This is a genomic window from Humiphilus diazotrophicus (assembly GCF_059726315.1).
Map to the genome: position 1 here is coordinate 1,376,024 of NZ_AP040870.1, position 25,977 is coordinate 1,402,000.

Annotated in this window: 19 protein-coding genes; 6 read left to right on the forward strand and 13 right to left on the reverse strand. The window is 51.5% G+C overall.

The features are described 5' to 3' along the window. Window positions 1-65 precede the first annotated feature (65 nt). From AC6I7T_RS07020 to AC6I7T_RS07030, 3 genes are read right to left on the reverse strand one after another with little or no spacing between them, the layout of a single operon-like run. Entirely contained in the window at window positions 66-2,120 is a 2,055-nt protein-coding gene (locus AC6I7T_RS07020) for a protein kinase domain-containing protein (RefSeq protein ID WP_497792625.1), read from the reverse strand. Continuing rightward, window positions 2,117-2,875 (reverse strand): hypothetical protein, encoded by a 759-nt coding sequence (locus tag AC6I7T_RS07025; protein WP_497792627.1) that lies wholly within the window; start codon window positions 2,873-2,875, stop codon window positions 2,117-2,119. Before AC6I7T_RS07025 ends, AC6I7T_RS07020 begins: the two co-directional genes overlap by 4 nt. Window positions 2,876-2,890: 15 nt before the next feature. Continuing rightward, window positions 2,891-3,466 (reverse strand): hypothetical protein, encoded by a 576-nt coding sequence (locus tag AC6I7T_RS07030; protein WP_497792628.1) that lies wholly within the window; start codon window positions 3,464-3,466, stop codon window positions 2,891-2,893. Window positions 3,467-4,174: 708 nt separating this feature from the next. Between AC6I7T_RS07030 and AC6I7T_RS07035 the strand changes: the two genes are divergently transcribed. Continuing rightward, window positions 4,175-4,852, forward strand: coding sequence for a hypothetical protein (locus AC6I7T_RS07035; RefSeq protein WP_497792629.1), 678 nt, complete (start codon window positions 4,175-4,177; stop codon window positions 4,850-4,852). A 398-nt stretch (window positions 4,853-5,250) separates the two neighbouring features. Beyond that, on the forward strand, window positions 5,251-6,318 hold the full coding sequence (locus tag AC6I7T_RS07040; protein ID WP_497792630.1) for an energy transducer TonB: 1,068 nt from the start codon (window positions 5,251-5,253) through the stop codon (window positions 6,316-6,318). 121 nt (window positions 6,319-6,439) lie between these two features. On the opposite strand, the gene AC6I7T_RS07045 is transcribed toward AC6I7T_RS07040, so the two are convergent. The 3 genes from AC6I7T_RS07045 to AC6I7T_RS07055 all read right to left on the reverse strand — a co-directional run bounded on the left by AC6I7T_RS07045 (window position 6,440) and on the right by AC6I7T_RS07055 (window position 7,928). Next, window positions 6,440-7,129: a carboxypeptidase-like regulatory domain-containing protein gene (locus tag AC6I7T_RS07045; protein ID WP_497792631.1), complete on the reverse strand. Its 690-nt coding sequence runs from the start codon at window positions 7,127-7,129 to the stop codon at window positions 6,440-6,442. A gap of 124 nt (window positions 7,130-7,253) precedes the next feature. Beyond that, complete coding sequence (locus AC6I7T_RS07050) at window positions 7,254-7,613, reverse strand: carboxypeptidase-like regulatory domain-containing protein (RefSeq protein WP_497792632.1); 360 nt, start codon at window positions 7,611-7,613, stop codon at window positions 7,254-7,256. Window positions 7,614-7,775: 162 nt separating this feature from the next. After that, window positions 7,776-7,928, reverse strand: coding sequence for a hypothetical protein (locus AC6I7T_RS07055; protein ID WP_497792633.1), 153 nt, complete (start codon window positions 7,926-7,928; stop codon window positions 7,776-7,778). A gap of 1,184 nt (window positions 7,929-9,112) precedes the next feature. On the opposite strand from AC6I7T_RS07055, the gene AC6I7T_RS07060 reads away from it, so the two are divergent. Both AC6I7T_RS07060 and AC6I7T_RS07065 read left to right on the forward strand, forming a co-directional pair. After that, complete coding sequence (locus tag AC6I7T_RS07060; RefSeq protein WP_497792634.1) at window positions 9,113-10,234, forward strand: reverse transcriptase domain-containing protein; 1,122 nt, start codon at window positions 9,113-9,115, stop codon at window positions 10,232-10,234. A gap of 654 nt (window positions 10,235-10,888) precedes the next feature. Beyond that, window positions 10,889-11,134 carry a hypothetical protein gene (locus AC6I7T_RS07065; protein WP_497792635.1) on the forward strand — a complete coding sequence of 82 codons (246 nt, stop codon included), beginning with the start codon at window positions 10,889-10,891 and terminating at the stop codon, window positions 11,132-11,134. A gap of 140 nt (window positions 11,135-11,274) precedes the next feature. On the opposite strand, the gene AC6I7T_RS07070 is transcribed toward AC6I7T_RS07065, so the two are convergent. Both AC6I7T_RS07070 and AC6I7T_RS07075 read right to left on the reverse strand, forming a co-directional pair. Further along, complete coding sequence (locus AC6I7T_RS07070) at window positions 11,275-12,027, reverse strand: anti-sigma factor family protein (RefSeq protein ID WP_497792636.1); 753 nt, start codon at window positions 12,025-12,027, stop codon at window positions 11,275-11,277. Next, window positions 12,024-12,638, reverse strand: a complete 615-nt coding sequence (locus AC6I7T_RS07075) for a sigma-70 family RNA polymerase sigma factor (RefSeq protein WP_497792637.1) — start codon at window positions 12,636-12,638, stop codon at window positions 12,024-12,026. The genes AC6I7T_RS07070 and AC6I7T_RS07075 overlap by 4 nt, the downstream gene beginning before the upstream one ends. A gap of 119 nt (window positions 12,639-12,757) precedes the next feature. On the opposite strand from AC6I7T_RS07075, the gene AC6I7T_RS07080 reads away from it, so the two are divergent. After that, window positions 12,758-13,738 carry a metallophosphoesterase family protein gene (locus AC6I7T_RS07080; RefSeq protein ID WP_497792638.1) on the forward strand — a complete coding sequence of 327 codons (981 nt, stop codon included), beginning with the start codon at window positions 12,758-12,760 and terminating at the stop codon, window positions 13,736-13,738. Window positions 13,739-13,770: 32 nt separating this feature from the next. Then, a complete protein-coding gene (locus AC6I7T_RS07085) occupies window positions 13,771-14,508 on the forward strand; it encodes a heme-binding domain-containing protein (protein WP_497792639.1) in 738 nt (245 codons plus the stop codon). Between the two features lie 440 nt (window positions 14,509-14,948). On the opposite strand, the gene AC6I7T_RS07090 is transcribed toward AC6I7T_RS07085, so the two are convergent. The 5 genes from AC6I7T_RS07090 to AC6I7T_RS07110 form a co-directional block, all read right to left on the reverse strand. Further along, complete coding sequence (locus AC6I7T_RS07090; protein WP_497792640.1) at window positions 14,949-16,448, reverse strand: sialate O-acetylesterase; 1,500 nt, start codon at window positions 16,446-16,448, stop codon at window positions 14,949-14,951. Window positions 16,449-16,456: 8 nt separating this feature from the next. Continuing rightward, the gene (locus tag AC6I7T_RS07095) at window positions 16,457-17,512 is read right to left on the reverse strand and encodes a LacI family DNA-binding transcriptional regulator (protein WP_497792642.1); all 1,056 of its coding nucleotides are present in this window, start codon (window positions 17,510-17,512) and stop codon (window positions 16,457-16,459) included. A 624-nt stretch (window positions 17,513-18,136) separates the two neighbouring features. Further along, the gene (locus AC6I7T_RS07100) at window positions 18,137-20,770 is read right to left on the reverse strand and encodes a beta-mannosidase (RefSeq protein ID WP_497792643.1); all 2,634 of its coding nucleotides are present in this window, start codon (window positions 20,768-20,770) and stop codon (window positions 18,137-18,139) included. 8 nt (window positions 20,771-20,778) lie between these two features. Next, a complete protein-coding gene (locus AC6I7T_RS07105) occupies window positions 20,779-22,137 on the reverse strand; it encodes an alpha-L-fucosidase (RefSeq protein WP_497792644.1) in 1,359 nt (452 codons plus the stop codon). 175 nt (window positions 22,138-22,312) lie between these two features. Continuing rightward, entirely contained in the window at window positions 22,313-25,780 is a 3,468-nt protein-coding gene (locus AC6I7T_RS07110) for a carboxypeptidase-like regulatory domain-containing protein (RefSeq protein ID WP_497792645.1), read from the reverse strand. Between the last annotated feature and the right edge of the window lie 197 nt (window positions 25,781-25,977).

Genomic DNA, 25,977 nt, shown 5'->3' on the forward strand with positions numbered 1-25,977 from the left:
AACTTGGCCTCCCAGAGGGAGCCGTATTATGGATGCTCCGGAAATCCTCCGCAGAGGTAAAACCTCTAGGACAGGGGCAAAAGGAAGGGCGGCAAGATCGCCCTCTCGGGGGCCTTCAGCTCAGCCATGAGGAGCGCGGCGTCCCGTTCTGGAAGCCGGGTATTCGGCGCCCTTGCCAAGATCCGGCTCGCACTGACGACCCAACGCGCATCACCAGTCAACTGGTGACGCCTAAGCAGAGAAAACCCACGCCAGAGCGGCCTGCTCGGAAGCCTTGCGGCAAGCGCGAGGGCCATGAATTGATCGCTGGCAAAAACGTCATATGCCAATGACCAAAGCCACACGTCGGAAGCGTGGGTCTCCTTCATCGCCTGAAGGCGCTCCGGCATGTCAGCGTGCATGCTGATAGCCCCTGCCTTCGCAAGCGATAGCTCAAGACAAACCAGTACCCCCTCTGAGACGAATGGATGAGATTTGCTCGTCGAGGTGGCGTGCACGAGTCGGTCCAGGCGCTCCGCGGCCCATCCGGCAAGCGCCGCAGAATCGGCAGTGTGAAAGGATGAGCCCTCAAGAATGCTAACTGCTGCCCGGACTGCCATGGCAGCCTCTGGCCCATCCGGCAGCATCCCGGCAGCAGTTAGAAATCCCGCGATTGACTTGCTCTCCATCCGGCTATCCGAGCGTGCCCTGTCCATGTGCACGGCAACCGACTGCGCAGCCCAACCCGATCCGGCACGGCTAGCTATGATATCGGCGGCGGCAAGCAGTTCGGCGTCATCCATCATCAGGGCGGCGCGCAAACCAAACCAGGCATAATCAAGTGGAAACTCAACTGTTGGCGGAAGCAGGCTCCGCACTGCTTCGACGGCATTCTCGAATGCACATTGGGCAGCGTCAGAGCAGTGCAGACGTACAGCTGGTGGCGTGTTGGCGGAAGCAAAGGCATGCGCCAGACAGGCGACATCGGGAAAACGCTGACTCGGTTGTTTTGCCATCCCTTGCGCGACCACAGCCTCGACCGCAGGCCAGGAAGCAATGCCTCGCTCTGCAAAGGGTAGTGGTTTTCGATCGACAATGCGGCGCAGCATCTCATCTTGAACAGCGGGGGCTTCGATCGGGTGCAGCCCTGTCAACAACAAATAGGCAAGGACTGCTATTGCGTATTGTTCCGATTCTGCAGTTGTTGCTGGCGGAATCTGGCCGTCGAGCACGGCCTTGGCTATCAAGGGATCGTAGAACTGGGGAATGCCGGCATACAGCGGCTCGACTGCATCACCAGCGGTATCAATGGCCCGTGCAGTGCCGAAATCAAGAAGGACGATATTGCCATCATTAAGCACCAGGCAATTCCCGGGATGGATGTCGCCGTGGAGTATCCCCTGTTTGTGAAGCCGGCCGTAGACCTGGAGCATGCTGCTTACCAGGGCATGTAGCCGGGACCGGTCGCGGGCGGCACGCGCCTGTCGCGCGGCAATTGCAATCGATACGCCATCGCACCATTCCATGGCGAGATAGGTTCGTCCCTGCTCTGTCCCGTGCTCCAGCAGTGTTGGAGCATCGATTCCCCCCAGTCGCTCAAGAATACGGGCTTCATTCCGCAGCATGGCCACCATCGCGGGGCGATCGTCGCGACTGATTTTCAATGCTGCGAATGTCCCGTGTCCCCCGCGTGCTCGATAGACTTCTGAATCCTCTAGCGAGCGAACCAGAGTATCGATCTCGAAGCCTGCAAACTCTTGTCCGGCAGCCAGGCTCGGAACCGGCGCCGCCGCATCAGAGGACAGCTGCGGGACCAGGATACGAGCCTCAACCAGGTTGGCCAGTGCATCGAATGCGAGATCGAGCATTGCCAGCGGGTCCTGGTCGTTTTCACGGGCAAACCTCAGGACCGCATCCGTAAGCAGGCTCGGGGTGCGAAACCCGTTGAGCAGCTCGGCAAGCGGCCCCGGAATCAGCCGCGTGGTAACCCTAAAACCTGGACGCGTGAGGACTGAGTGGCCGTTCTCGATTGGTCCGATCTCTCCACGCAACCGTGCCGAGAGTTCGGATACCGGCAGGAACTTCGCGTCGGGCGGTAAGACAAACAGCGTTGACGCGATTTTGGAATTGGTGTCGATCACGACTGACTCTCAGAATGAAAAAAGTCAGCGGTTGGCACCCAGAGATCAGGATCGACGCCAGCCAACCGAATATCGGTAAGTGCAACTGTTACAATATCAGCACACCCTGTACCTTGCTGGCTCATCAGGCTATCGGCTAACCGCTTTGTTATCCAGGAACGCCAACTCGCCGACACGTCGCCCGAGGGAGGATCGACGCCGCACGATAGTAGCCCGTTGCCACCGACTTCGGAGGTGAAGGGCACGCCTTGCACCGGACATCCACGAAGTGACCGGCCAAGCACACCTGCAACATCTTGCAGGTGTGCTTGGTCCTCAAAATAGGCGATGATCTTGTCGGGTCGAAGCAGCCCTTCGATGCCGCGCCCAATCTTGAACGAGCGCACGTCGGATTGCACGAACGCATCGGCGATTCGTGGGAAGAAGTCCACCAACGCTTCGGGCCTTGGGCTTACATAGAGTTTGCAAGCCGCTACCATCTTTGCCCGCGAGGGCCTGCGAGTGAAGGAATACCAACCTTCAATGGAGGTTGCCTCATACGCCGCCTCCAACATCCGCCGAGTACGGCTGCCTGTGCTCAGGCAAAATATGGCAAGGGGATCGTCCCCCGCACCAAAGTCCCGTTCGGCCACAGGTCCGCGCGGCACAGTGCCGAAGCGGTAGAGCCAATGCCCAGCAAGTGCAGCTTCCGTCCAACAAACGCTGGCCGCCAGACGAATGGCGGTCAGCGATAGTTGTGCTATGCGCTCGTTCACACAATCGCCGGAGCACTACGCCGCAGCTGCATGCGACAAGTTCTTCAGCGCTCCTTCGAGATGTGTCCGGACATCCTCAACCTCCGCGCCGCGAGGTGCAAGTGTGGCAGCGGTTTTATCAAGATACGCAACGGTCTGTGCGAGCTGCTGTCTTAGCCGTGGTAGTTCGGTCACCCTGTGCACCGTGCGACCGTAATGAACAATCGGTGAGAGCCTGGTCGGGATGGGAGTGTCATCCTCCGGATTGGGAAGCCCGGCCGAACCGCCCAGGGCAGCATAGGCCGCACTAGCCACTACGGCCGAACCTATCTCTTGAATGGCCTCGCGGATCGCATGGCTGCCACCGTTGTCGCCTGGCACGAAGGCTCGTGCAACGTCATCGAATCTCTTTTCTTTGGCAGCATCGATAACTGTCGCGCGAACCATTTCAATAATTTCCAAGTTGTAAAGCAGGCTAGCGATCGGTGAGATCGGAGACGGCGGGAGTTTGCCATCGTCTGCAGGCAGGTACGTACCGCCGCCACTTCCAGCGCCTATGCTGATCGCAACATCCTGTACCAGGAAATCTCTACGCGTAAATGCTTTCGGCATCGCATCCTCTTTTCTAGGTTTTACGCTTACTTTCGAAACTCTTCCCGACATTTGATAGCTCCTGGCAGCTAGGTGTCTGATCAATCCTGCTCACCAGGTTTCGCAGATTCAACACCACCCTATATTTCCAGAAGACAGGAAAAGATCATAGGAAGATAGCGGGATAGATAAGAGCATTTTCACCGGAAGAGTATGATCTCGTCGCGGGGAATTTTCAATAGAAGAAACAAGAGTTCTCTGTATCTTTAAGGAGTCTCAACTGCGTAAAACAGGAGGGACTCGACCGTCTGTCTGGAGTGCAACTGCTTCGATAGAAAGTTGTTATAACGGAGCTTCAAGGAATTCTTCAACTGAGCTACACCTGATGATCCCTCAAGATGTTCACAGAACTGCCGAAAACGCTCTCCCATCTCCATAAAACAGAACCTTGCTGAGGATAGTGGTTGTACTAAAGAAGTTAGCCTCGCTCTTGAAACGGCATCCCTCTATTCAGACGACATGCTTAGTTTGATAAAACTTGCCCCCGCAAGCCACGGAGGATCGCGCCGCTTTTTCCGTCAGAAAAGCTGCTCTTAGCCCCTCACCGGATCGCACACAGCAACCCTGATTCCGCGCTAGACCGAGGGAATAAATCTCCCCTACCGGGTGTTTTCCTGATAGTCGCACGCCGCACGTTGTCGCAATCAGCAACTATGCAGGAGATTGAGGATGTCCGATACGGAGAGAGAGTTATTGATGGTCTATGGCAGACGCTGGAATGCCGAGGTGAAGAATCGCTATATGGCGCCTGTCACATCCCTTCGTCCACCTCGCCCAGAGCATTTGGGATTGAGACAGACAACTCGCCCGGCTGCGCAGGTGCACTATGACTACGCCAAAGAAAGTGCGCGAGATAAGGATGTAAATCCAATTGCAAAAGAGATTATCGGTCAGGTTAATAACTGCCTGTTACAGTGGGAATCTCCGGTCAAGGTTCAACACGGATGGCGTCCCGATGAGCTCGTAGTCCGTTGCAAAGGGGTTGCGGGGGATTATAAGGCCTTGGCAAAAGAGATGAAGGAGAGAGCGCTCAATGGAGAAAATCCTGCCCGGGAGTTGCTTCAATGGTCGCAAGGCCCGGTGGCGCTCAAGAATCTCGATAAGCATCTCGCGGCCTTTGCTGTAATCCTCTACTTCGCAGAAGTGGGACGAGGCTATGCCGGCGAGATAGCAATGTTCGAGAACTGGCTTAGAGAATCAGGTCAGACCGAAGACGCAGCGAGAGCTGCCGAAAGCTGGGAAAACTTTCCGACCGATTACAGTTTTGCCGTAATCGCGGAACTAGATAAGCAACACGACTTCGAACCCAGCGATTCGGATTCCGATAGCTCTTATGTAGAGTCTTAGGCCACAATGCTTCGAGATCGCAATGGCTGGGCAATGGAAGGGCATCCCGGCAGGGGGGCCAAGGTAATAGCCGCGGGTGAAGCGTAGCGAAACCCGGGGAGCCCAATGTAAATTAAGGCTTCCGCCCCGGATGGGGCGGAACGAACCTTGCTATTCGATAAATAGGACAAGATCTCACCCCGGCTGGCTGGTGACCCTTAGCACAACTACTGTTGAAGACTTGAGGACCAAAGATGCGCCACTAGCCATTCACCTTGAGTCGAGACAGGATTCCTCTATATTGGCGCCAATCTGGTCGCCAATGCACCAACCTACTCACTAAAGCCTAGATATGCTCCTGCCGACAATGACAAGGTACAGCTTCTAAACAGATGCAACGCCCTGATACCATTTCTATAATGCGCACGCTGATTGTTTCCGCTCTATTTTTGGCAACTCAGTTATCTGGGTTCGGTCAAACTGTTGCCAATACTAAACCTGAACTTTCAAAAGACCCCCATGAAATCCTTTCGGCTGCCACTCCGTTTTACGACTTCTCTTCGACGGAGCTAAAACCATGGCATATGAAGATTCTCTATCAACTTTACGATCTAAAGGGAAATCCCACGGAGCAAGGAACTTGGGAGTATTGGTGGGCATCTCCAAAGATACACCGTAACAGCTGGAAACGAGAGGGGGCAGAACATACAGAGTGGCTGACTGCAGATGGCACTCTGCACCGCAAAGACTCTGGAAATGCACTCCGATTTTTCGAGCGGACAATACGGGAGACATTTCTTTCACCCTTGCCTGGGCGCGGACTTCTGGATTCAGGCAGGATAAAACTTGATCTTAAGATGCTCCCGCCAGACAAGCCGGAGCTTGCGTGTGTGCTCTCTTCCCTCCAATGGCTTATCAACGGAAAACTACAGGCTCCGAGTTCTGGCATGCCGAGTTATTATTGTTTCGATCCGGCTACACTGGCGCTGCGGATGTCTTACTCCAGCCAAGTAACTAAGCAATACAACCAGTTGGTCAAAACCCAGGGTCGCTATCTGTCACGCCAAGTCGTTGTGACGGATGGAAAGCAGAAGCTCTTCACTGCAACGGTGGAAACAGTCGAGGCTCTCAATATTGCCGATACAGCATTAAACCCGCCACCCGACGCGACTTTGGATCCTCAAAAAACAAGCCAGCATGGGATCAGCCAGCCCGAAGGGACAATGAGCTCATTAGTCAAGAAGAGCCAACCCGTTTACCCCATGCTGTCAAAGATGGCGCACGAACAGGGAGTAGTAGTGTTAGGAGCCGTTATAGGAACAGAGGGGAAGATACACGACCTCGAAGTGCTAGCTTCTCCATCTCCCATGCTTGCTAAGTCTGCCATAGATGCGGTAAAGAAATGGGAGTACAAGCCGTACGTGTTGAACGGAGAGCCAGTCGAAGTGGAGACCATCGTGAATGTAACATATAGCTTGGGCAATTAGGGCTGTTGAATGAGCAGTCCGCCAGTACTAACCGGACTACTCCTCTCTCATTGTTTAGGGCGCGTTTGTCCATTTAAACCCTCTTTTATCACCTTCCTGCGCTGACGCTCTCGTGACAGTTCTAGTGCGCAGGCAAATGATCCGCTATGTCGAGATTTACATCGAGAATATCGCTATCAGCCAGCTGTATTGTGGTTTTGCGTGTAGCGGAGCGACCATGTAGCGCTGAACCAGGACGCGGGTACATTGCTTCTAGAATGTACGTACCTGGCTCCAGCAGATCGAGGCGAAAGGCACCAGCGACATCTGAGCCAAACTCCCTATCCCCTGTTTCCCCCTCACGTCGAATAGTCATAAATGCTCCAGCTAGAGCTATTCCGCCCCTGGTCACAGTCCCGCCAATCGAGTAAAGTAAGTGCATGGGAATGGTGATATCCACATCGGAGAGTTCGTCCCCTTCCCCGACCTCTACCGACTTTGCCTCCCTTTCGGTAAGAGCTTCAGGAGCAAAAACGGTCAGCGAGCCACGAGTACCGCCACCGCCTTCAACCTCTTCTCCAGTTACCCGCACGGCTATCCGATATTTCACTGACGGTAAACCTGCAATTCGATAGGCACCGCTATCATCCGTAGTTACGCGTTGAGTCGAGAACTCCACAGGCTTGTGTGCCTCGTTGGCATCGTCATCGTCGATGAGACTTCCTGAAACCATCGTAGCCCTGGGCTGTGCCCTATTCAGCGCGCCGCCACTGTCAAAGCTCACACGGCCGGTAATCACGACGCCACGACGTAAGACCAGATCCTGGCGCACAATGCTCCCGCCCTTCACCACCACCTGTGAAAACACAGCAGGCAGTTATTTTTGCCTGACTAGCGGAAAGCCTTAAGGACGTTCTGCACAAGCTCGAAGTCCTGAGTGTAACCGGTAAGGCGGCCTATACAACCACATATCTGCCGGGCGACACGGAGGGGAGAAAATAATGCCCGTCAAAATCGGTTACAGCTTCCAAATGCCCCATTAAGGGTAGAGCTTTCTCGTCGGATTGGTCGGGAGTCATGGTTGCAAGCGGTACCAGGTTCACATGTGCATTACGAGCCGGAAATCCGCCATCGTTACAGATAACGCGCCCTTCAACCGAGCCTGGGATGGTAGTACGGCCAGCTTGCGCAAGAGCACCCACCCACAACGTAGTCATAAGCAGGATGATCACACTAGCTCTGATCAAAGCTGTCCTCCCACAGAAGACGTAGATATTGTGCAAGGGAAAAGTAGCATCTGCTTTCAGATCTTTCATCACAAGAGACTCTTCCGCTAGGCTACACCTAATGATCCGTTAAGATGTTCATAGATTTGGATTTGCCCAAAACGCTTTCCCGCCTCCAGAAGGCAGAGACTGTCAATGATAGCGACTCCGCTAAAAAGTTAGTCTCAATTCAGAACTGCATTTAGCCTCTACTTATGCGACATAGGGGCCACCCGTTCCCACCATGCTTGGGGTGAACGCGCAGACAAAAGATTCAGGAAAGGCAAGGAGCAATGTACGATTGGAGCCTGCCAGATCTTTCTGAGGAACGTAACTAAAGAGATACGGATTACGCTCTTCCGCCATAAGCCCATTGGGCTTTCCAGACAAGTCTGCCGGACCCTTTTTAATGCCTTGGTTACCCATCTAGGCAGAGCAGGTAGGTCCTCGTTTGTACCATAGAGATTCCTTTATCCTGGGCAGACCAAAAATTATGGCCGAACAAAGCCAGCCTGTACGATGAGGCCCTTGCTTTTGTTTCATCGGTTAGCATAACTACTTTGTCAATATCTCTTGCATTAATTAATGATCTAGGCTTCGACAGATGACATGAAACATATGCATACATATCATTCAGTCCTCTAGCCTGCATTATTCATGAATTTCGGATCTGGATTCTCGGAAACCCGCTTCCTATGCACACTTGAGCCCTGTTTTCGCATTCGGCCGCGACTGACAGACTGTTTGGCGGTCAAAATCCTGGAATCGAAAGAAGTGCATCATTGCTGCTTTTCAGAGACCGACAGCTATTCATGAATAATGCGGGCTAGAGAAGCAGTTGGCACTAACTGCACCGCCTCTATTAAAGAAGAACTGGACACTAATTCGGAGATACCATATAGTTATGGCATCACAGTTGGTCTACCCAGTCTTGTACCGTAGAGCGATCTACACCAAGACAAGATTCGAGTACAGGGTTTCCGTCATCGCTGCAGTCTGGTTCTCGGTGCTTTGAGCAATTCATCGCTCTTAGTTCCCGTAGGGTAAGACTACAGGGAAAGGATTCTCTAAACTCGCAACGTACTGGGGGTCGAAAACCTCGATCGCCACGTAGATCACCGCATACTGCCGTCAAGGGTGCATCGAGTTTGCCGGTAAATAAAGTTATGCAGGTGGAGGGGCAGGCAATGGACAGAAAATTGCGCTGGCATTTTCGCTCGGATTGTGATATAGTTAGAATGGTAACTTATGTGATAGTGGTTACTTTGGCTATTATGTCAGGGATTCAGACAGGAAACAGTTGGTCTACCCAGTCTTGTTCCGTAGAGCGATCTACACCAAGACAAGATTCGAGTACAGGGTTTCCGTCATCGCTGCAGTCTGGTTCTCGGTGCTTTGAGCAATTCATCGCTCTTAGTTCCCGTAGGGTAAGACTCTAAGTACGAGGTCGCCGTAGTCCTGTGGCTGAAACAGCTGGTGTGGAACTCGAACGTCGACCTAAGAGGAATAGGAAGAAATCAGCGCTCACACAATTGTGTGAGCTTTCCTATTTGCATAGAGCTTGGAATGGTATAGGCAAAAATCCCCTCTCATTCGGAATCGACAACGTATCTATCGAGGCGTTTCGGAGTAACCTCGATTTTGAACTGTGTCGGATACGATCTGAGCTGCTTGCAAAGACATATAAGTTTCAAAAACTTCGCGGTATTCCGATACCCAAACCAGGAACAGACAAAATCCGTCCTATTCAAGTTCCTGCAGTTCGTGATCGGGTGGTAGCCAAAGCAATAGCCTTATTGATAGAGCCGGATCTTCGGAGATTTGATCACGAATTCAGCTTTGGCTATAGAAGCGGTCTCAGCCGAAATGATGCAATCGCAGCAATACATAAGGCGGCGGCGTCGGGTTTGACATGGGTTCTTGAGGCCGATATTACAAATTTCTTTGGAGAGGTCAACAACGAACAACTCTTCGGAAAGCTCTTCCGTGTAGTCAAGAGACCTTCTATAAAATCTCTTCTCAGAGATGCCGTCGTAAATGAAATCGGAAATCGTGAAGACATTCCCTCGAAGCACAGGGGAAGCTTTCCACAAGCAGGTGAAGGGATACCACAAGGTGCAGTTCTTTCTCCGATGTTGGCGAATTTCTATTTGAGTTCATTCGACAATGAAATGCAAAGAGAAGGCTTTCGCGTCGTACGCTATGCGGATGATTTCGTTGTAATGTGCGAGAGCAAGGAACAGGCAAACAAGGCATACCAGCTTGCCAAGGAATACCTGACGCATAAATTAAAGCTTTCCATGCACGAGATTGGGACACCAAAGACAAGAATTGTCGAATACAGGGGTGGCTTTACCTTCTTGGGATACGAGATACGCCATGGTCAACACTATCCTTCACAGGCGAGCATAAAGAAACTTCTCGAAAAAATAGATAAAGCATTCGAACACCCTAGAGGGAAATCCCTGCTCCCTATCATCGTTAAGATTTCAGCAGTTCTGAGTGGCTGGAAGGAAGCATATAAAGGCTCTGATCTGGCAACTGCAGCCGGCCGAATTAATATGCACGTTGCCAATCACGTGAGCGCTTTTCTCCGAATTAATGGTTTCACCCACGACGGACGAACCGTTACACATAAACAACTTTGTATTCTCGGAATTCCGACTATCTAGACATCTGAAGCCCGGCCTTTGCTACAATCCCTTACTGATTTCCAGCACGCCAACTATTTCGACAATAGACCTTTTCATGTCAATGGCTATTGTCAGAAACAACTTAGGTTGCTTTCGAAAGAAGAAATAACTTTTTCCCACTTAACCGGGATGTTATCATTGGCACATCTTGAGGCCGGACTCTACGCTTCGTGGCGGAATCCGGCTGCAAGACGAAAGTAAAATTGACCGATCAGCGGGACGCGCAGGTGTTGGAAGCACCACACGCGACCCTGGCCACAGCAAGCCCTTCACAGGAGGAGCTCATTATGGTTGTCTATCAATGTAAATTCTTTCCACCCCGCTCACAAGCCGAGTGGTCGCTTCAACTCTCTTCGAACCCACTTTATACCTTCCCGCTCCCTCGAATACGAGGCCGTTCTTCTCCTGAAAACTTATAAATTCGCCTGATTTTCGCGAATTCCAGCACTCTAGTCAGTGCCACAGGATGCGTGTATCCAAACTGGGACTGAAAGGTCTTTTCCTCCTCTCGGAGGAGCAAGGGCAGGTGTGTCCTTGAACAAGACTTGCTTATTCAGCTCCGGAGACACGACCTCAAACCCGCACGCCGAAGACGATTCCATCTCTTCAGCGTGCCCTTCATCGGAGATAAGAATGGAGCTTCTCAAAGCGAACAACGCTGCCTCGTCACCCGTGAATGCCGACAAGATCTATGAGTTTCTAGGCCGATATCAAAAGGTAGTTGAGGTGATCGACGAAACAGGACAACCGACCAAGATCATCGAGAAGGGCCAGCAGAAGTATCTTCTCGTTATGGCGGACACCTTATATGACGCTGTTGTTTATATTCATTCCCACCGCCCCGCGTTTATCCCGGAAAAGGTTCGGCATCTGAGTTAATAAGTTTTCCGTTTATTGCAGTATCGGCATCCGGAAGAATTGCTCCTCCAAGAGATGTGCGGATTCTCAAAAGAGATGTCAACTGAAGCTCGTAGCCTGAGGGTCGGTCAGGCTACGAACTGTATGTCCACCCAAGAAACTCACTGTACTTCGGCCAAGGTTCGGACCAGAGTGTCGAGTTCCTTTGCGTTGACATCACCAACGCCTAGAAACTCCAACCCGCCAGCCTTTGCCGTGACAAATTGAAAACCCGAGCGGGTCCGCTGAGTCAGAACTCCAGAAATCGGACTGGTCTGGCTGACAAAAACCGATATGTGGTGTTTATGGATCGTGAAAAGAAGAAGCGCTGTCGGCCTTCCGTGAATGTAGGCAAGGTTCGCTCCGGTTAAGACGGTCTCGGGCGGCAGCGCATTCGCTTCGGGAAGATTGAAGCTGAATGGCAGCTTACCCTCAAACCACGGCTTCACGGTGTGACGGTCAGAGGAGACAACCTGCGGCACGGATGCCTCGGAAAGCGTGGCAAGATGCTGGTCGAGCACTTCCGCAGTAAGGGAATTGGACTGTCGCATCCACTGCCATCCACCGAAGATAATTGCCACTAGAAACAAGGCTGCTACGGCCTGCCAGACGAGCGCTCGAGATGAAATCCATTTGGTGCGCTGTTTCTTTACAGGCTTCAGTTGGGCACTGAGACGAGTCAATACCTCTGCTGAAGGTACATTGCAGAAAGCAGCCTGCCTTACAGCCGAACGCAACTTGTAGGTTTCAAGAGCTCGTCTTGAGCAATCGTGACACTCGTTCAGATGTGCCTGCGCGATGGCATTGTCGCGAGGCGAAAGCTCGCCATCCACCAGTGCGCCAAGTATCTCCAGGGAAAGGTGATCGGGACTCATGCTTCACCTCCGAATGTGGGTATCAGCAGCTGGCGCAGTGCTTGCCGAGCCCGGGCCAAGCGGGACATAACCGTGCCTATCGGCACATCAAGGATTTCGGCAATCTCCCGATATTTGAGCTCTTCCAGATCGCTAAGCAAAATAACTTCGCGTAACTGCGGCGGAAGCTCTTCGAGAGCCTTTCGCACGGCGGCGAAATTATCTAGCCGGATTGCATGCGACTCCGGAGTCGATCCAGGATCGGCTATCTCCGCTTTGTCAGGATAGTCTTCAAGGAAGATCGTGCGGTTACTCGCAAGGGCTGTGCGCGAGGTAAGAAACGTATTCCTCAAGATACGGAATATCCACGCCTTAAAGTTTGTGCCGACCTCAAAGGAGTCGAAGGCACGAAGCGCCTTTGCCAGCGTCTCCTGTACCAAATCCTCAGCCTCCGTCGCGTCGCGCACCAGCCAACAAGCGTGGTTATAGAGCGGAACCAACAGCGGAATCGCCAGATCCTGGAACCGGTCTGCCGCGCTGCGATTTGAAGCCATAGTCGTGATCTTAGACGAACAGCATTGCAATGGAACAGCTTCTTCCAGGAGTGCTTCAGGATTTATTGCAGACGCCATCCTTCTTAAAAACTGGAATCCTTATGTCTTTATTCCATGGAAACTCGCCATTTCCCCCAAAAATATCCGTGAAATAAAGCTGCCATCTGCTCAGTTCTCAGTGGTCAGGAGAATACGGAATGACCAATGAGATTGTGAACGACACAGCTAGACCGGAATCCGGAGATGGCATCGACCGAAGGAATTTCCTCTCATGCATGGCTTGGGCCGGTACGGGATTGTTGTGGTCGATTGTCGGTGGCATCCCCACCGCTCGCCTGCTGGCAGAGCCCACCAAAGGGCAGGAAACGAAACATAGTCGCATCGAGGATTTTGCCTTTGTCCAGATCAGCGACAGCCATATCGGATTCAACAAAGGCGCTAACCCGGATGTCTCCGGTACACTCCGCAAGGCCATTGAACGAGCCAATTCCACCGCCACGGGAATGAAAGCTCCGGACTTCATGTTGCATACCGGCGATATCACCCAGAACTCGAAGGCAAGCGAGTTTGATACAGCCGTCGAACTGAACAAAGGTTTCCGAGGCGAGGTCCTTTATGTGCCCGGGGAGCATGACTTCCTCGATGACGGAGAGCAGTACAAGCAGCGCTTTGGCAAGAAGACAACCGGCAACGGATGGTACAGCTTCCAGCACAAAGGTGTTCATTTTGTGGGCCTGAACAACTGTGTGCAGGTCGATTCCCTGGGCAATATGGGAGCCGAGCAGATCGCATGGCTTAAGTCCGATCTAGAGAGCCTGAGCGCATCGACACCAATTGTGGTCTTTGCACATATCCCTCTCTGGATGGTCTATGAAAAATGGGGATGGGGCACGCGCGACGGAGCCGCAGTTCTTTCTCTGCTGAAGCGCTTCGGCTCCGTTACTGTTCTTAATGGACACATCCATCAGGTGATGCAGAAGGTGGAAGGAAACTTATCCTTCCATACCGCAATGGCCACGGCCTTTCCGCAACCGTCTCCAGGCTCGGCTCCCAACCCAGGCCCCATGACTGTTCCGGCTGGAAGGCTCCAGAGCCTCATTGGTATCACCAAGGTTAACGTGATTCGTGGACACGCTCACCTCGCAGTAGCCGATTACACACTGAAGGAAGGCGCATGATTGCAGCGAAACTAATGGGAGGAGCCCTCTGTATGATCGTTGCTTCGCTTGCTCTTGCGCGTCTACATCCCTTTGGCGACCCGCAACGCAGTTTGGCGGAGCCACGCGCAGCTCTGTTGCAGGCAACATCTATGCCGGATGTTTCACGGCATGTGCTCGTCTCCAAATGCGCAGACTGTCACTCGTATGCAACACTCTGGCCGATCTATTCTAGAGTGGCACCTATGTCATGGCTGATTGAACATGATGTGGTGGAAGCTCGCAAACACCTGAATCTATCGCGATGGAATGAACTGTCTGCCGATCAGCAGCAGGTCCTTGAGCAGGAGATTGTGCAGCAGATAAGGAGGAAGACGATGCCGCCTCTTCCCTATCTGTTGGTTCATTGGAAGTCTCATCTGGAACCAGCTGATCGTGAGGCGCTAGGGAAACTTATTCCGGCAGAAATCCCCAAGGGGAAATTTGCCGGAGTAGGAGATGCAGATCGCGGACGTAGCCTCTTTAACAGGCGGTGTAGCGGTTGTCATGCAACCGATTCCAACCGTGAGGGACCTCGGTTGCGTGGCGTTTACGGAAGACGAGCAGGCTCAGTATCCCGCTTTCACTACACGCCAGAACTCAGGGACTCAGGAATTACCTGGTCCGATGCCAACCTGGAAAGATGGCTTGAAGATAGTCAATCGATGCTGCCCGGCAGTGCTATGGGATTCTCGGTTCCCAAACCGCAAGAACGATCTGACTTGATCGCCTTTCTAAAATCGCTGCATTAAGGGGGAATTTGCAGACGTTACACACAAGGCATTCCCAGGCATTCCCTCAAAGATGTCAAGGTATTCGTCCCGGGATGTAGCGCTATCGATTACCCACCAATGATGTAAGGCTGAAGATTTACCAATATAGTTTGAATTGTTACAGCGTCCCTTAGCAGTGACGAAACAATAGCCTCCCGGAGGGAGCGCACAACAATAGCCCAGTGTGAAGCATAGCGGAACACTGGGTTATTATCCCAATTTAATTCACCCGCCCCGGCAGGGGCGGGACGAATCCTAATCTTCTTATTTAAGATTTGTGGAGGATTTCATGCCGCCACCATACGGGGCGGCGGAATTTTCGTGGTTAGCTAACCCAGCGCTCCCGTCCGCAAAACGGACTCCGCGCTGGGCTATTGTCGATTCGCCTCGCTGGGGCAAGGTGTGGATGGTCGTCTATTTTAGAAGTTACTCGTTCGGAACGGCGAAGCTGGCAAGCCGTCCTTGTTATAGAGATTGCATTGCGGACTATTTGCCCAGCCGTAGCGAACGGCACGAGGATCTTTCACCCCCAGACTGGAAACCAGGAGTGTATCTCCCTCGATCTGTGCAGTAGCAGGCACGTACTTGCCATCTGGACCAGCAATCTCAAAACCGGTCAGCGAACCACCCTTTGCCATTAAGCCGCTTCCGACATGATCGAACCAGAGACGAACGCCGTTTCCATCGCGGAATGACGAACGATAGAGCGGACCCGAATATTCGATCTTCTCGTGATAAGTGAGTGCTCTCGCGGCTAAGGCGAGGCGCATACCGACGTCCTGCTTATTCGTCGGATGCACGTCATCCGGATTACCAATATCGATAGTTACAGCCATCGCCGTATTGCGGAGAGCCAGGGTATCTTTCTGCGCTTCACGAATCGTGGGCCAGTCTTCCGCAGGTGTAGAAGTGAAGTTGGCAATCTGTACAAAGAGGAAGGGGAAATCGCCTTCAGCCCAACGGTTTCTCCAATCTTTGATCATTGCTTGAAAGACTCGTCCGTATAACGGAGCGCGATTGAGAACACTATTGCTTTCTCCCTGGTACCAGATGACACCACGTATCGGGTATGGCACAAGAGGAGCAATCATTCCGTTATAAAGAGCTCCGGGCTTCCAGGATTCCACGGGAGGACGCCAGGCAAACTTTGGCGCGGGACGTCCTGCAGCTTTCGCTTCTTCGATCTGCCGCTGCTCCTCCTTGACCTCCAGACGATTCACCTCTTCGCGGTCGGTCATCTGAGAATATGCAGAAAAGACCGGCATCAAAGATGCGTCGGAGCCAAGCGCCGCAAGACTGGTCCACGCTTCGGCTGGAGTTCCGCCCCAGGAACTCTCAATCACTCCTACAGGGACATGCTCACGTTGCTGAATCTCCCTGGCAAAGAAATACGCGACGGCAGAAAAGTCTTTAACCGACTCCGGAGTACATTCACTCCACGGAGCGGCGTTCACATCGGAAAGGGCGTAATCGGAAGACTTCTTCTCTACGCGAAGCAGCCGGATTGAAGAATGATTTGCAGCAGCGATTTCCTTTGTACTGTCAGCAACCTTCCACATGGGAAATTCCATGTTCGACTGCCCCGAAGCTACCCACACGTCTCCGACCAGAACATCCTGAAAGCTAATGGTGTTTGCACCTTTTACAGAGAGCGTATACGGACCACCGGCTTCAGCTGGTGATAAGTAAAGCCCCCAGCGGCCGAGAGCATCTGTGACTGTACTCTTCGTCTCTCCACGGAAGGTAACCGAAACAGGCTCTCCCTCCTTCGCTCTTCCCCAAACATGAATGGGAAGATCGCGCTGGACCACCATGTGATCGGTAAAAAGCTTTGGCAATGACACTTCAGCGAAGACGGCAGGAGTAAGGCAAGCACCTGAGAGTGCGCAAACGAGCAATCGCACAAAACGAGAAAACATGGTAACTCTTATCTCCGTTTAAGCGGTGGTTGTTTTTGCTGCTGCTTGGTAGCTACCGCTCCGCAACCACAGGAACGGCGGATAACAAGTTCTACGGGAAGGACCTTGTTCCTCCCTTTATCGGGAATCGAATCGGATTGAAGGCGTTCAAAGAGCATCTCCGCAGCAACTCTGCCCAGTTCATAAGCAGGCTGACGAATTACGGTCAGCTTGGGCTGCAGCACATCTCCTAACTCGATATCGTCGAACCCCACCAGGGCCACGTCTCCAGGAATCTTGACTTTGTTTTCAAGGAGGGCCGCAAGCATATATCGGGTCGTCAGGTTGTTTGCAGTAAAGAACGCAGTAGGACGAGGACTCTCCTTCAGAACCGAGCGGATAATCCCCTGAGCGGCTTCCTGCGTTCGGCAGGTAAGCATCGGCTCCGGAGCCAGTCGATGCGCAATCATCGCCTGACGATAACCTTCATAACGGGCATTGAACGTGTAAAGAGCGCTATCCAGCCCGACACACAAAATGCGCCTGTGCTTGTGCGCCTCAATAAGATGTTCGACGATGAGCTTCGCGCCAGCCTCATTTTGAACAAGGACCGAATCGAAATGCGGATTCTTGACGGGGCGATCTACTGCAACGATAGGGGTGCTGTGAAACTCAGTGCCATTCAGGCTCGATTGACCGTCATGGGCCGGAATTACGATAAGACCATCCACATGACGTTGAATCATGTGCTGAGCCTCTTCCTGCTCTGCTGCCGCATCCTCGTCCGATGTGGTCAGAACCACCAGATATCCATGCTCTTTAGCAACTACGCTTACGGCATGTGCACAGGTTGAGAAGAAGGGATCGTACAGATAAGGAACAATTACACCGATGCTTTTGCTCTTCATGACTCGTAGAGCACGAGCCATTTCATTCGGGCGGTAATTCAGCTTGTGAATCGCATTGCGTACACGCTCTGCAGTGTCAGGAGAAACATTTGCAGAACCGGTTAACACCCGCGACACGGTCATTGTACCTACACCTGCCAACCGTGCCACATCACTCATTGTCGGCTTTTGGCTCATTGCTTCATCTCTAGATCAACAGATCAACGCCGTTGCCTCTTAAATCTACGGCCGACACTGGTCGTCACTCAGACCAGAAGGGCACGAAAACACCATTTCACTTTATGATATCGATCTCATAAAGGTTGTACATCCTAGTGATGGAGTTGGCAAGGAAAGTTGAGAGCTTATTGGATACTTCAAAATTTAGCTTTGCCCGGATACCGATCAGGACGGAAACTCGTTTACTAAATATTGATCCTGGATGTTGAGCCTTATTAAGCGATGCCGCTGAGACAAACCTCATAGCAGAGAGAGGAAATCTGATTGGCCTGGAGGGCCAATCTGCTAAAAATTAGCCCAGTCCGTCAGGACTGGGTAGAGATAAAACAATTTCGAGCGCTGGAGGCGCGACACTCACTCGATAGGTTCGAGATCAGGTGCCGCGCCGCTGGCGCTCGGATATGTTGTCATCTACCGCCCCAGTCCTGCCGGACTGGGCTGACATTTGGTAACGGCCCCTTGGGCCTATTCCTTTCTTCCGTTCACTCCTAAGTATCTGTAGAGGTGCTCGGCATCCAGGTTCCTAAGAACCAAGAATAGGCCTATAGCTCCCCATATTTTCTCTAGAGCGGAATAACAGCCCTAATTGGCAGAATCCGCCATCGTCGTCAAATGAAGCGCCTTCTTCAGACTCTCCAGACTTTCGGCAGAATCAATTCGAACCGTATACTCTTTCCCGGGAAGAAGATCGAAGTAGTTGTCCGATAGCTTGATATCCAGGTCTCCAAAAGACAGAGCTACATCTTTTGCCAGAACATCGGTTCGCAGGTTGATTCTGTATCCTTTCTCGCTTTTGACGATCTCATGCTGAATCGATGGATGGGGCAGATTGATATCTTTCATCTTCCCCAAGAACAAAAGATTCCGGGATACGGTTCCATCCTTCCCCTCAAACTCCGCCACAAGGACTACGTTCTTGGCATCAGCACCCTTCAAAAGCTCGGAGATACTCCCAGCTAAAGAACTGGTGCTGGAGAGAGGTAGAACTTCCTTCGCTTCGGACTTACGAGATAGGATGTTTCCCTTGAAGTCCATAGCCGTCAAGGAAAGAGTTCCCTGCTGTGGTGTCTGACGGTCGGAGACAACATATACCTGCACCTGACCATTCACCTCTACAGGCACGACCACAAGAGGAGCATAAAAGCGCTGCGCATAGTAGTTCAGTGCTTTCCAGCGCCCGAAGTAGTCTATGCTCGCCCAGGAGATTGCCGGCCAGCAATCGTTCAACTGCCAATAGATCGATCCCATAGCCTGCGGGCGTAAAGTTCTCAAGTGCTCTGCAGCGAGCTTGATCGCCTCCGCCTGCATAACCTGGCTCAGATACACAAAGGAATCGAAATCCTTAGGCTCTCGATATTCCTGCGACATGTACTTCCGGATGCGATCGTTGCCGTTAATAAACCGCTGATGATCCTTCATTGCCGCAGAATCGAAGTTACCTGTATCCGGACCGGCGAAGTAGCGTATCGTCCGCATATCCGGCATGGCCTGGAAGCCATACTCCGACATAAAGCGAGGTGTCTGTTTCACGTAATCCGTTATGGGAGCAGAACCGCTCCATACGGACCAGAAATGGACATCGCCGTTATCGTTACTGCCAGCCTTGGTTTCGAAATCCGCGCCAGGAGAGCTTGGCCAATAAGGTGCATGATTACCGTATTCCGCTACCACGCCCTTCAGGATGTCTCGGAACAGTACGACATAGTCCTGCCAAACCCGCTCTCTTTGATCCGGAGTTACGCTCTTCTTGAACTGCAGGCGATCTCCCCAGGAATCCCAGGCTGTTTCCACCTCGTTATTGCCACACCAGAAGACAACGCTCGGATGCGTGCGAAGACGACGCACTTGTTCAATTGCTTCCTGCCGGACATTCTCTTGAAAGGCAGTATCTCCGGGAACCATGGCGCCGCCGAACATGAAGTCCTGCCAAACCATGAGACCTAACTCATCGCAGATCTCGTAGAAATCGTCGGATTCATAGTAGGCACCACCCCAGGCGCGCAACATATTCATGTTTGCGTCCCGTGCGGATTCAAGGAACTTCCGATGTCTCGCCTCAGTTACTGCGGAAGGAAAGCTATCGAAGGGCACAACGTTCGCACCTTTGATAAACACAGGGATGCCGTTAACAACAAACTCGAAGCTCTTTCCCCATTGATCGTTCTTCCGCCGGAGTTCTACCGAGCGCAATCCTGCTTTCACTTCGGAATGCGCAATCCGCGTCTGCCCGTTGAGAATCTCCAACGAAAAGGTATAGCGATTCTGAGCCCCATAGCCCGAGGGATACCAGAGACTGGGAGAAAGTATTTGCAGAGGGATCTGCACTTTATTCGAACCGGCATCCAGATGAAGGTTGTCGATCTTCACAGTCTTCTGCTGCCCCTCTGGTCCCGCATACTTTAATACCGCACTGGCAGACATTGCCGAAGCGGCATCTACATCCGCTTGCACAAGAAGTGTTGCTGAAGATTTTTGGACAGACTGCTGATCGACGAAGAAGTTGTCAATGCGAGCATCGTCCCAGGTCTCTAGCTTGACACCGCGCCAAATACCTTCCGTAATAAGTGCCGGGCCCCAATCCCATCCATATTGATAAGGAGCCGTGCGCATGTAATGACTGATTGGGAAGATATGTTTTTCTCTATCGTAGGGCTCATAGCCAGTACCGGGAAGGATATACGGTAACTTCTCCACGATAGGAGTCATTACGGCAAAGGGAGAGTGGAAAACTACTCGAAGCAGATTCTTCCCAGGTTTGAGGCCGCCCTTTGCATCCACAGTCCAACGCCGAAACATGTTATCCGCATGCAACACTAACTTTTCGTTGAGATAGACATCGGCAAAGGTATTCAGTCCATCGAAGGCTAGTTGAACATGCTTGTGCTGAAGCGTAGCAGCCGTAACCGGAAGCTCCGTTTGATATTCCCAATCGGAACGGCCAATCCACTGAATCCGCTTCTCGTTATCGCTGACAAATGGATCGGGAATGATCCCTGCGTGATGAAGATCGGTCTGAACAACTCCGGGAACCGTTGCCGGAATCCACTTATCGACCTCAGGATGATCCGCCACCTGAATGCCCCGCACCATCCATCCGGACTTTATCTCAGTAGAAGCAAGTTCCGAAGCGTGCCCCAAAGCAGGTACTGCAAGCGCAAAAAGGAGGAAGCCTAAAAGCTTCCTCCCGCCGTTTCTCTCAGATCTTATCGACGGCATTCGTTCTCCTATTTTTCTATCTGGAAGAGTTGAAACTCACGGATGTGAACTTCATTTGAACTGGAAAGGATATTCAGGCGTACACGCGATGCTGTCACCGGAGCGAAATCGTCGATCTTTTCATGACCGATTGCATAGCCCTGTGCAACGGATTTCCAATGTGTTCCGTCCCAAGCTTCAATCGCATACTTCTGCACATGCTGGCCATCATTGAGCCATTCCATCGTCAATGAACGATTAAAGGTAACAGGCTTGGCGAAATTGACCTCAAGCGTTGCGTGATGAGATCCGGCAGGTGACGACCAGAATGTATCCCGATCACCATCTACTGCATTTTCCATCTCTGAAGCTGCAACCGTATGACGCTGCTTCATAAGATTGTTTGCATAACGCTTCTGAATGGCTTCTCCGAGTTCTTTCAAACGTGCCACATCGGATTCAGGAAGAAGTCCTCTGCGATCGGGAGCCAGACCCAGCATCAACTGGCCACCACGGCCCACAGACTTCTCATAGGTTTCAAGCAGCTCGTCGAGAGATTTCAAGGAAGCTTCGTCATTCGGATGCCAGAACCAATGAAGCTTACGAAGCGGAGTGTCCACCTCAACCGGGCGCCACCGCAGATAACCATGACGGTCAACTACATTCCAATTCTCAAAAGTAATTGCGCCAGCTTCATTTCCGACCCAGCGGAGGTCGCCATATTCAAACAAAGCTGTATCGGCGAAGACCATGGCATTGGGCTGGTATGTTCTCAGATCTTCAATGATCTTCGAAAAGTTGTAGACGTGCCCGGCGCTCCCTGCTCCGTCCAGCCAGAACTCAGTCAACTCGCCATAGTTCTGTGCCAGTTCATCCAGTTCCGACAGGTAGTACTTGTCATACTCAGCTGAATCCTTATAGCGCGGTTCGTGCCGGTCCCATGGGGACAGATAGACGCCGAACTTCAGTCCATACTTCCGGGCGGATTCCGAAACCATGCGGACAAGATCGCCCTTGCCGTTTTCCCACGGGCTTTCCTTGATGCTGTACTTGGTCTGCTCCGTCGGCCAGAGGCAGAATCCATCATGATGCTTTGAAACAAAGACTACGTACTTCGCACCGGAGGCTTTGATAGCTTGCATCCACTGGTCAGTATTCAGTTGCGTGGGATTAAAGACCTTAGGATCTGCCGTTCCATCTCCCCATTCGCGATCCAGAAAGGTATTCGTGCTGAAATGAATGATGACTCCGAATTCCAGATCCTGCCACTGCACCTGTTGAGGCGAAGGCTTGATATCTGAAAAATTCTGGGCCAAAGCTAAACCATTGGCAGCCAGACCAAGCGCGGATCCCAATACGAATGCGCGCTTAAGAGATGCAAACTTCATCGACTATTCTCCGCAATTGTTAAAAAGGACTACTGAAATCATAAAGGCTGGACGTACAAGAACTACGCAGAATATCGGCTCGTACAAGAAAAATTGACAACGTTTATTGAGAAAGATGCAAAACTGCCGGATTTCGAAACTATCGAAATCCGGCAGAGGTTAAAGGTTTATTGGACTAGAAGCTGAACTTGGCCGAGAACTGGATCTGACGCGGTACTGAGCGCACATCTGTGATCTGACCGAAGCTTTTATTTCCGTAACCGTTATCGGGATTTCCATAACTTGAGATATTGAATGCGTTAAAGAAGTCAGCGCGGAAGGTTAACTTCTGCTCCCGCCAAACGCTGATGTCCTTATAGGTTGAGAAATCATACTGTTGAAATCCTGGAGCCCGCTCCGTTCCAGGCCGTGCATTGCCAAAGGTTCCATAAGCTGTATTCCCATAAGCACAAACCGTATTATCATCCCCCATGCCAGTACATCCTGTAGCCGATGGATCGGTTCCAAACCAATGATCGACCGAACGGTTCACGACATGCAGCTTGCGATAGTGATTGGGACGGGAGGCTCGGGCATTTGTCCTCGAGTTATCCGTACCATTGACTGTCACAGGAAAGCCGGCATAGGTCACGCCGGTCATAGCGATTCTCCAGCCTCCGGCGATCTGATTTACAACTGGATTCCATTTGCCACCGAACTGACGTCCGCGTCCAAAGGGAAGCTCATATACCAAGTTGCCATTGAGGCTGTGATGAACATCCATACCCGAAGGCCCATATTCAGAATGATTGTCATAGGCATTCTGAGCATAAGGGCTGGGACCGTTGATGTTGGCGACTCCAAAGAAACCAGTGCTATTGGTTAATGAACGGCTCCAAGTGTAGTTTACAGTGTATTCCAGACCACGAATGGCACGCTGACGAAGACTGACCTGTAATGCGTTGTACTTCATAACGCCTTCGCTAGTCGTGCCGACGATAGCACCATTTTGTCCAACAATATTGTAGAAGGGGGCAGGATCTACCGCTGCACATTCTGCAGAGGTAGGATCTTTCGTATAGGATCCGTTTACCACGCACGGCTTAGTTAGCTGATTGTACGCGACAGCCTGAACTAAATGCTGACCGAGTTCACCGACATACGCTGCAGTCACATTAGCCGTGTTAGTTAACGCATATTCCATTGCGAAGTTCCATTCGTTAATCACCGATGGCTTTACCCTGTACCATGCGCGATAAGTACTGCCGGCTAGGCTGGGAGAGCTTCCCGAAGAAAAGCCCTTTTCAACGGTAAAGAAGGTTCCTGGTGTCGTGGCAGTAGGAATCACGCTGGTACCACTTACCTCATTCCAGGATGGCGGGTTATAAGTCAAACGAAGGTTGGCACCAGTGCCTTCCAGATAAGAAGTAATTCCAAATCCACCACGTACTACGAGTTTATTTGTAGCCTGATAATTGAAACCGACACGGGGCATGATGTTGGAATAGGTGGCATCATAGAGAGCCCGGCTGTGTCCATTCTTCCCTGCGTAAATGATTGTCTTGGTTGCGAAATCTATATTCGACTGCTTGTCGTTTACCTCATAGATGGGCTGGTCATACTCATACCGCAGACCAATGTTGAAGGTTAAGTTTGGACGGAACTTCCAATCATCCTGGAAAAAATAGCCATTGCGCCACTGACGCTGGCCATTACCGCCGGTTACCTTTCCATTTGAGTCAAGACCACCTTGTCCGATAGAGCCCGCAGCATCGAGGGCAAAATCCGCCAACACATAGCCAGCAGGAGATTGCGTTCCCGTTGCTTTTACATTCATTGTGTAACTCGGAAAATAATCGAATATACCGTTCGCGCCGAAGTTACCCGGGTAATAGTTGTTCTGCTGGTAGCGAGTAAGCTCAACACCCATCTTGAATTGGTGGTTTCCCTTCAGCCAAGTGAGGTTGTCTCCGTATTGGAATGTGTTGTCGGTAATTTGTGTGCCACCTGCATCGTTACCTAGGTTTGAAGGCTTATCATTGCTATCGCAACCCGCGAGGTTGTTGCAATCAAAGTTAATTGCAGCAAAGCCCGGGAAGGGTTGTACTGCTGAGATTCCAAGAACGGAATTCCCCTTTAGTCCAAAAGCTCCCGTATAGTCTGTAGGCGAACCCTGAACCCAGCGAACGCGGGTAAAACCGCCCCGAAACTCATTAACCAACGACGGAGAGAACACGTGTACTTGGTTCAGTGCTAGACCTTTTGTTGGATAGGAAGATGTCGATGGAAAGGTGATCATGAGAGCCGATTTCGTGGTTCCATCGGCAGCTTCACCCTGCAACCAACGAGCAGTAAAAGTATCCTTTTGTGTCGGCTTCCAATCGATACGGATATCACCTTGGTCGTTCCGGACAAATTGCTTCGTGCTTCCCGTGTAGTTGTTGTAGATCACAGTACCTGCGTTTGGCGTGGTATTGGGTAGTGGGTAAACCTCAGGATGCGAGAAAAGATAGGTTGCTACCGGGTTTACAACGGGAACCTTATTATTTGCATAAGCTACAGGTCCAGTTGTCGCGTTGTTTGAGTTGTTATACAGCTGAATCGGAGTTTTTAATGTCAGCAACTCCGAAAAGTCGCCTGAACGCATCTTCGCGGTTGCAACACTCTTTGTCTCAGTACCGGCTTTCGGCAGGCGGAAGCCTTCGTAGTCAGCGAAGAAGAACAACTTATCCTTAATGATCGGACCACCGATCGTCGCACCGAAGGTTTTCTGGGTATAGTGCGTTTTCGGAACAATGGCATCTGCCGAATGGTGCTTATTCCCCCAGCTATTTGCATCCAGCTTGTAGTTTTCCAGGAAGCCAAAACCGCTTCCATGCCATTGATTGGATCCTGACTTTGTTACGGCGATCAGATCTCCACCATTAACGTTCCCATATTCGGCCGGAGCATTCGCCGAAATGACCTTCATTTCTCCTATTGCGTCCGGACTTGGATTGTAGCCGATCACGTTGTTGATGGTTTCATTGATCTCAATACCATCGAGATAGTAGTTGTTTGTCTGATTGCGGTTTCCGTTGACGGATGTTTGCCCTTCCTGATTGGTATCACGCTCGGTGCCGTTGTTACCGGTAAATCCGCTGGGCTTTGTGGTGACCGATCCAGGAAGAAAGATTGTCAAACTTGAGAAGTTGCGCCCATTCAAGGGCACGTTATCAATTGCATTTGCCGTTAAGGTTGTAGCAATCGTCGTGTCAGTAGTATTTAGCAGAGGAACGAAGTCAGACTTAACTTCGACAGTGGTCGTATCGGAGCTCACTTTAAGGACTACGTCGACCTTTGCTTCTTGACCGATCTCGAGAGCGAAGGGACCGTACTCTTGCTTACCGAATCCAGTAGCTGCAATCAAAACCTTGTAACGTCCAATCGGTAAAAATCGAAGATTGTAATTTCCCGATTGGTTTGTCGTTGTATTGAACTCGAAACCATTGGTCACATTTGTTGCTGTGATTGCGGCGTTCACAATGGCAGAACCGGAAGGATCTGTCACCGTACCGCTGATATTACCCGTGATGGTTTGAGTCCAAGCTGCTGTACAACTAAACGCAAGCAACAATAGCAACAACGAACAGAGACGACTAAGTTTCGCCTTCTTGATGCGCATAGCTCTCCCCTAAGAAAAAAATGTTCGAAATTCGACGTTCCTGGCCTGACTGCCTCAATGCACGATCGCCGTGGTGGAACGTCTTCTCCTAACGGAGATCGTGGAGCCATCTACTCAAAGGAACTGACTGATATCAGTTCAAATGAACAAATGATTGATTGAGAGAGAAGTTAACGCCAACTTCATCGATTTGGCAA

Bases quoted from the DNA above. Each gene is read 5' to 3' on its own strand.
- AC6I7T_RS07080 (WP_497792638.1), top strand. From the start codon at position 12,758: ATGACCAATGAGATTGTGAACGACACAGCTAGACCGGAATCCGGAGAT.
- AC6I7T_RS07050 (WP_497792632.1), bottom strand. From the start codon at position 7,613: ATGAAAGATCTGAAAGCAGATGCTACTTTTCCCTTGCACAATATCTAC.
- AC6I7T_RS07070 (WP_497792636.1), bottom strand. From the start codon at position 12,027: ATGAGTCCCGATCACCTTTCCCTGGAGATACTTGGCGCACTGGTGGAT.
- AC6I7T_RS07105 (WP_497792644.1), bottom strand. From the start codon at position 22,137: ATGAAGTTTGCATCTCTTAAGCGCGCATTCGTATTGGGATCCGCGCTT.
- AC6I7T_RS07085 (WP_497792639.1), top strand. From the start codon at position 13,771: ATGATCGTTGCTTCGCTTGCTCTTGCGCGTCTACATCCCTTTGGCGAC.
- AC6I7T_RS07075 (WP_497792637.1), bottom strand. From the start codon at position 12,638: ATGGCGTCTGCAATAAATCCTGAAGCACTCCTGGAAGAAGCTGTTCCA.
- AC6I7T_RS07030 (WP_497792628.1), bottom strand. From the start codon at position 3,466: ATGCCGAAAGCATTTACGCGTAGAGATTTCCTGGTACAGGATGTTGCG.
- AC6I7T_RS07090 (WP_497792640.1), bottom strand. From the start codon at position 16,448: ATGTTTTCTCGTTTTGTGCGATTGCTCGTTTGCGCACTCTCAGGTGCT.
- AC6I7T_RS07100 (WP_497792643.1), bottom strand. From the start codon at position 20,770: ATGCCGTCGATAAGATCTGAGAGAAACGGCGGGAGGAAGCTTTTAGGC.
- AC6I7T_RS07065 (WP_497792635.1), top strand. From the start codon at position 10,889: ATGGAGCTTCTCAAAGCGAACAACGCTGCCTCGTCACCCGTGAATGCC.
- AC6I7T_RS07055 (WP_497792633.1), bottom strand. From the start codon at position 7,928: ATGGCGGAAGAGCGTAATCCGTATCTCTTTAGTTACGTTCCTCAGAAA.
- AC6I7T_RS07110 (WP_497792645.1), bottom strand. From the start codon at position 25,780: ATGCGCATCAAGAAGGCGAAACTTAGTCGTCTCTGTTCGTTGTTGCTA.
- AC6I7T_RS07095 (WP_497792642.1), bottom strand. From the start codon at position 17,512: ATGAGCCAAAAGCCGACAATGAGTGATGTGGCACGGTTGGCAGGTGTA.
- AC6I7T_RS07040 (WP_497792630.1), top strand. From the start codon at position 5,251: ATGCGCACGCTGATTGTTTCCGCTCTATTTTTGGCAACTCAGTTATCT.
- AC6I7T_RS07035 (WP_497792629.1), top strand. From the start codon at position 4,175: ATGTCCGATACGGAGAGAGAGTTATTGATGGTCTATGGCAGACGCTGG.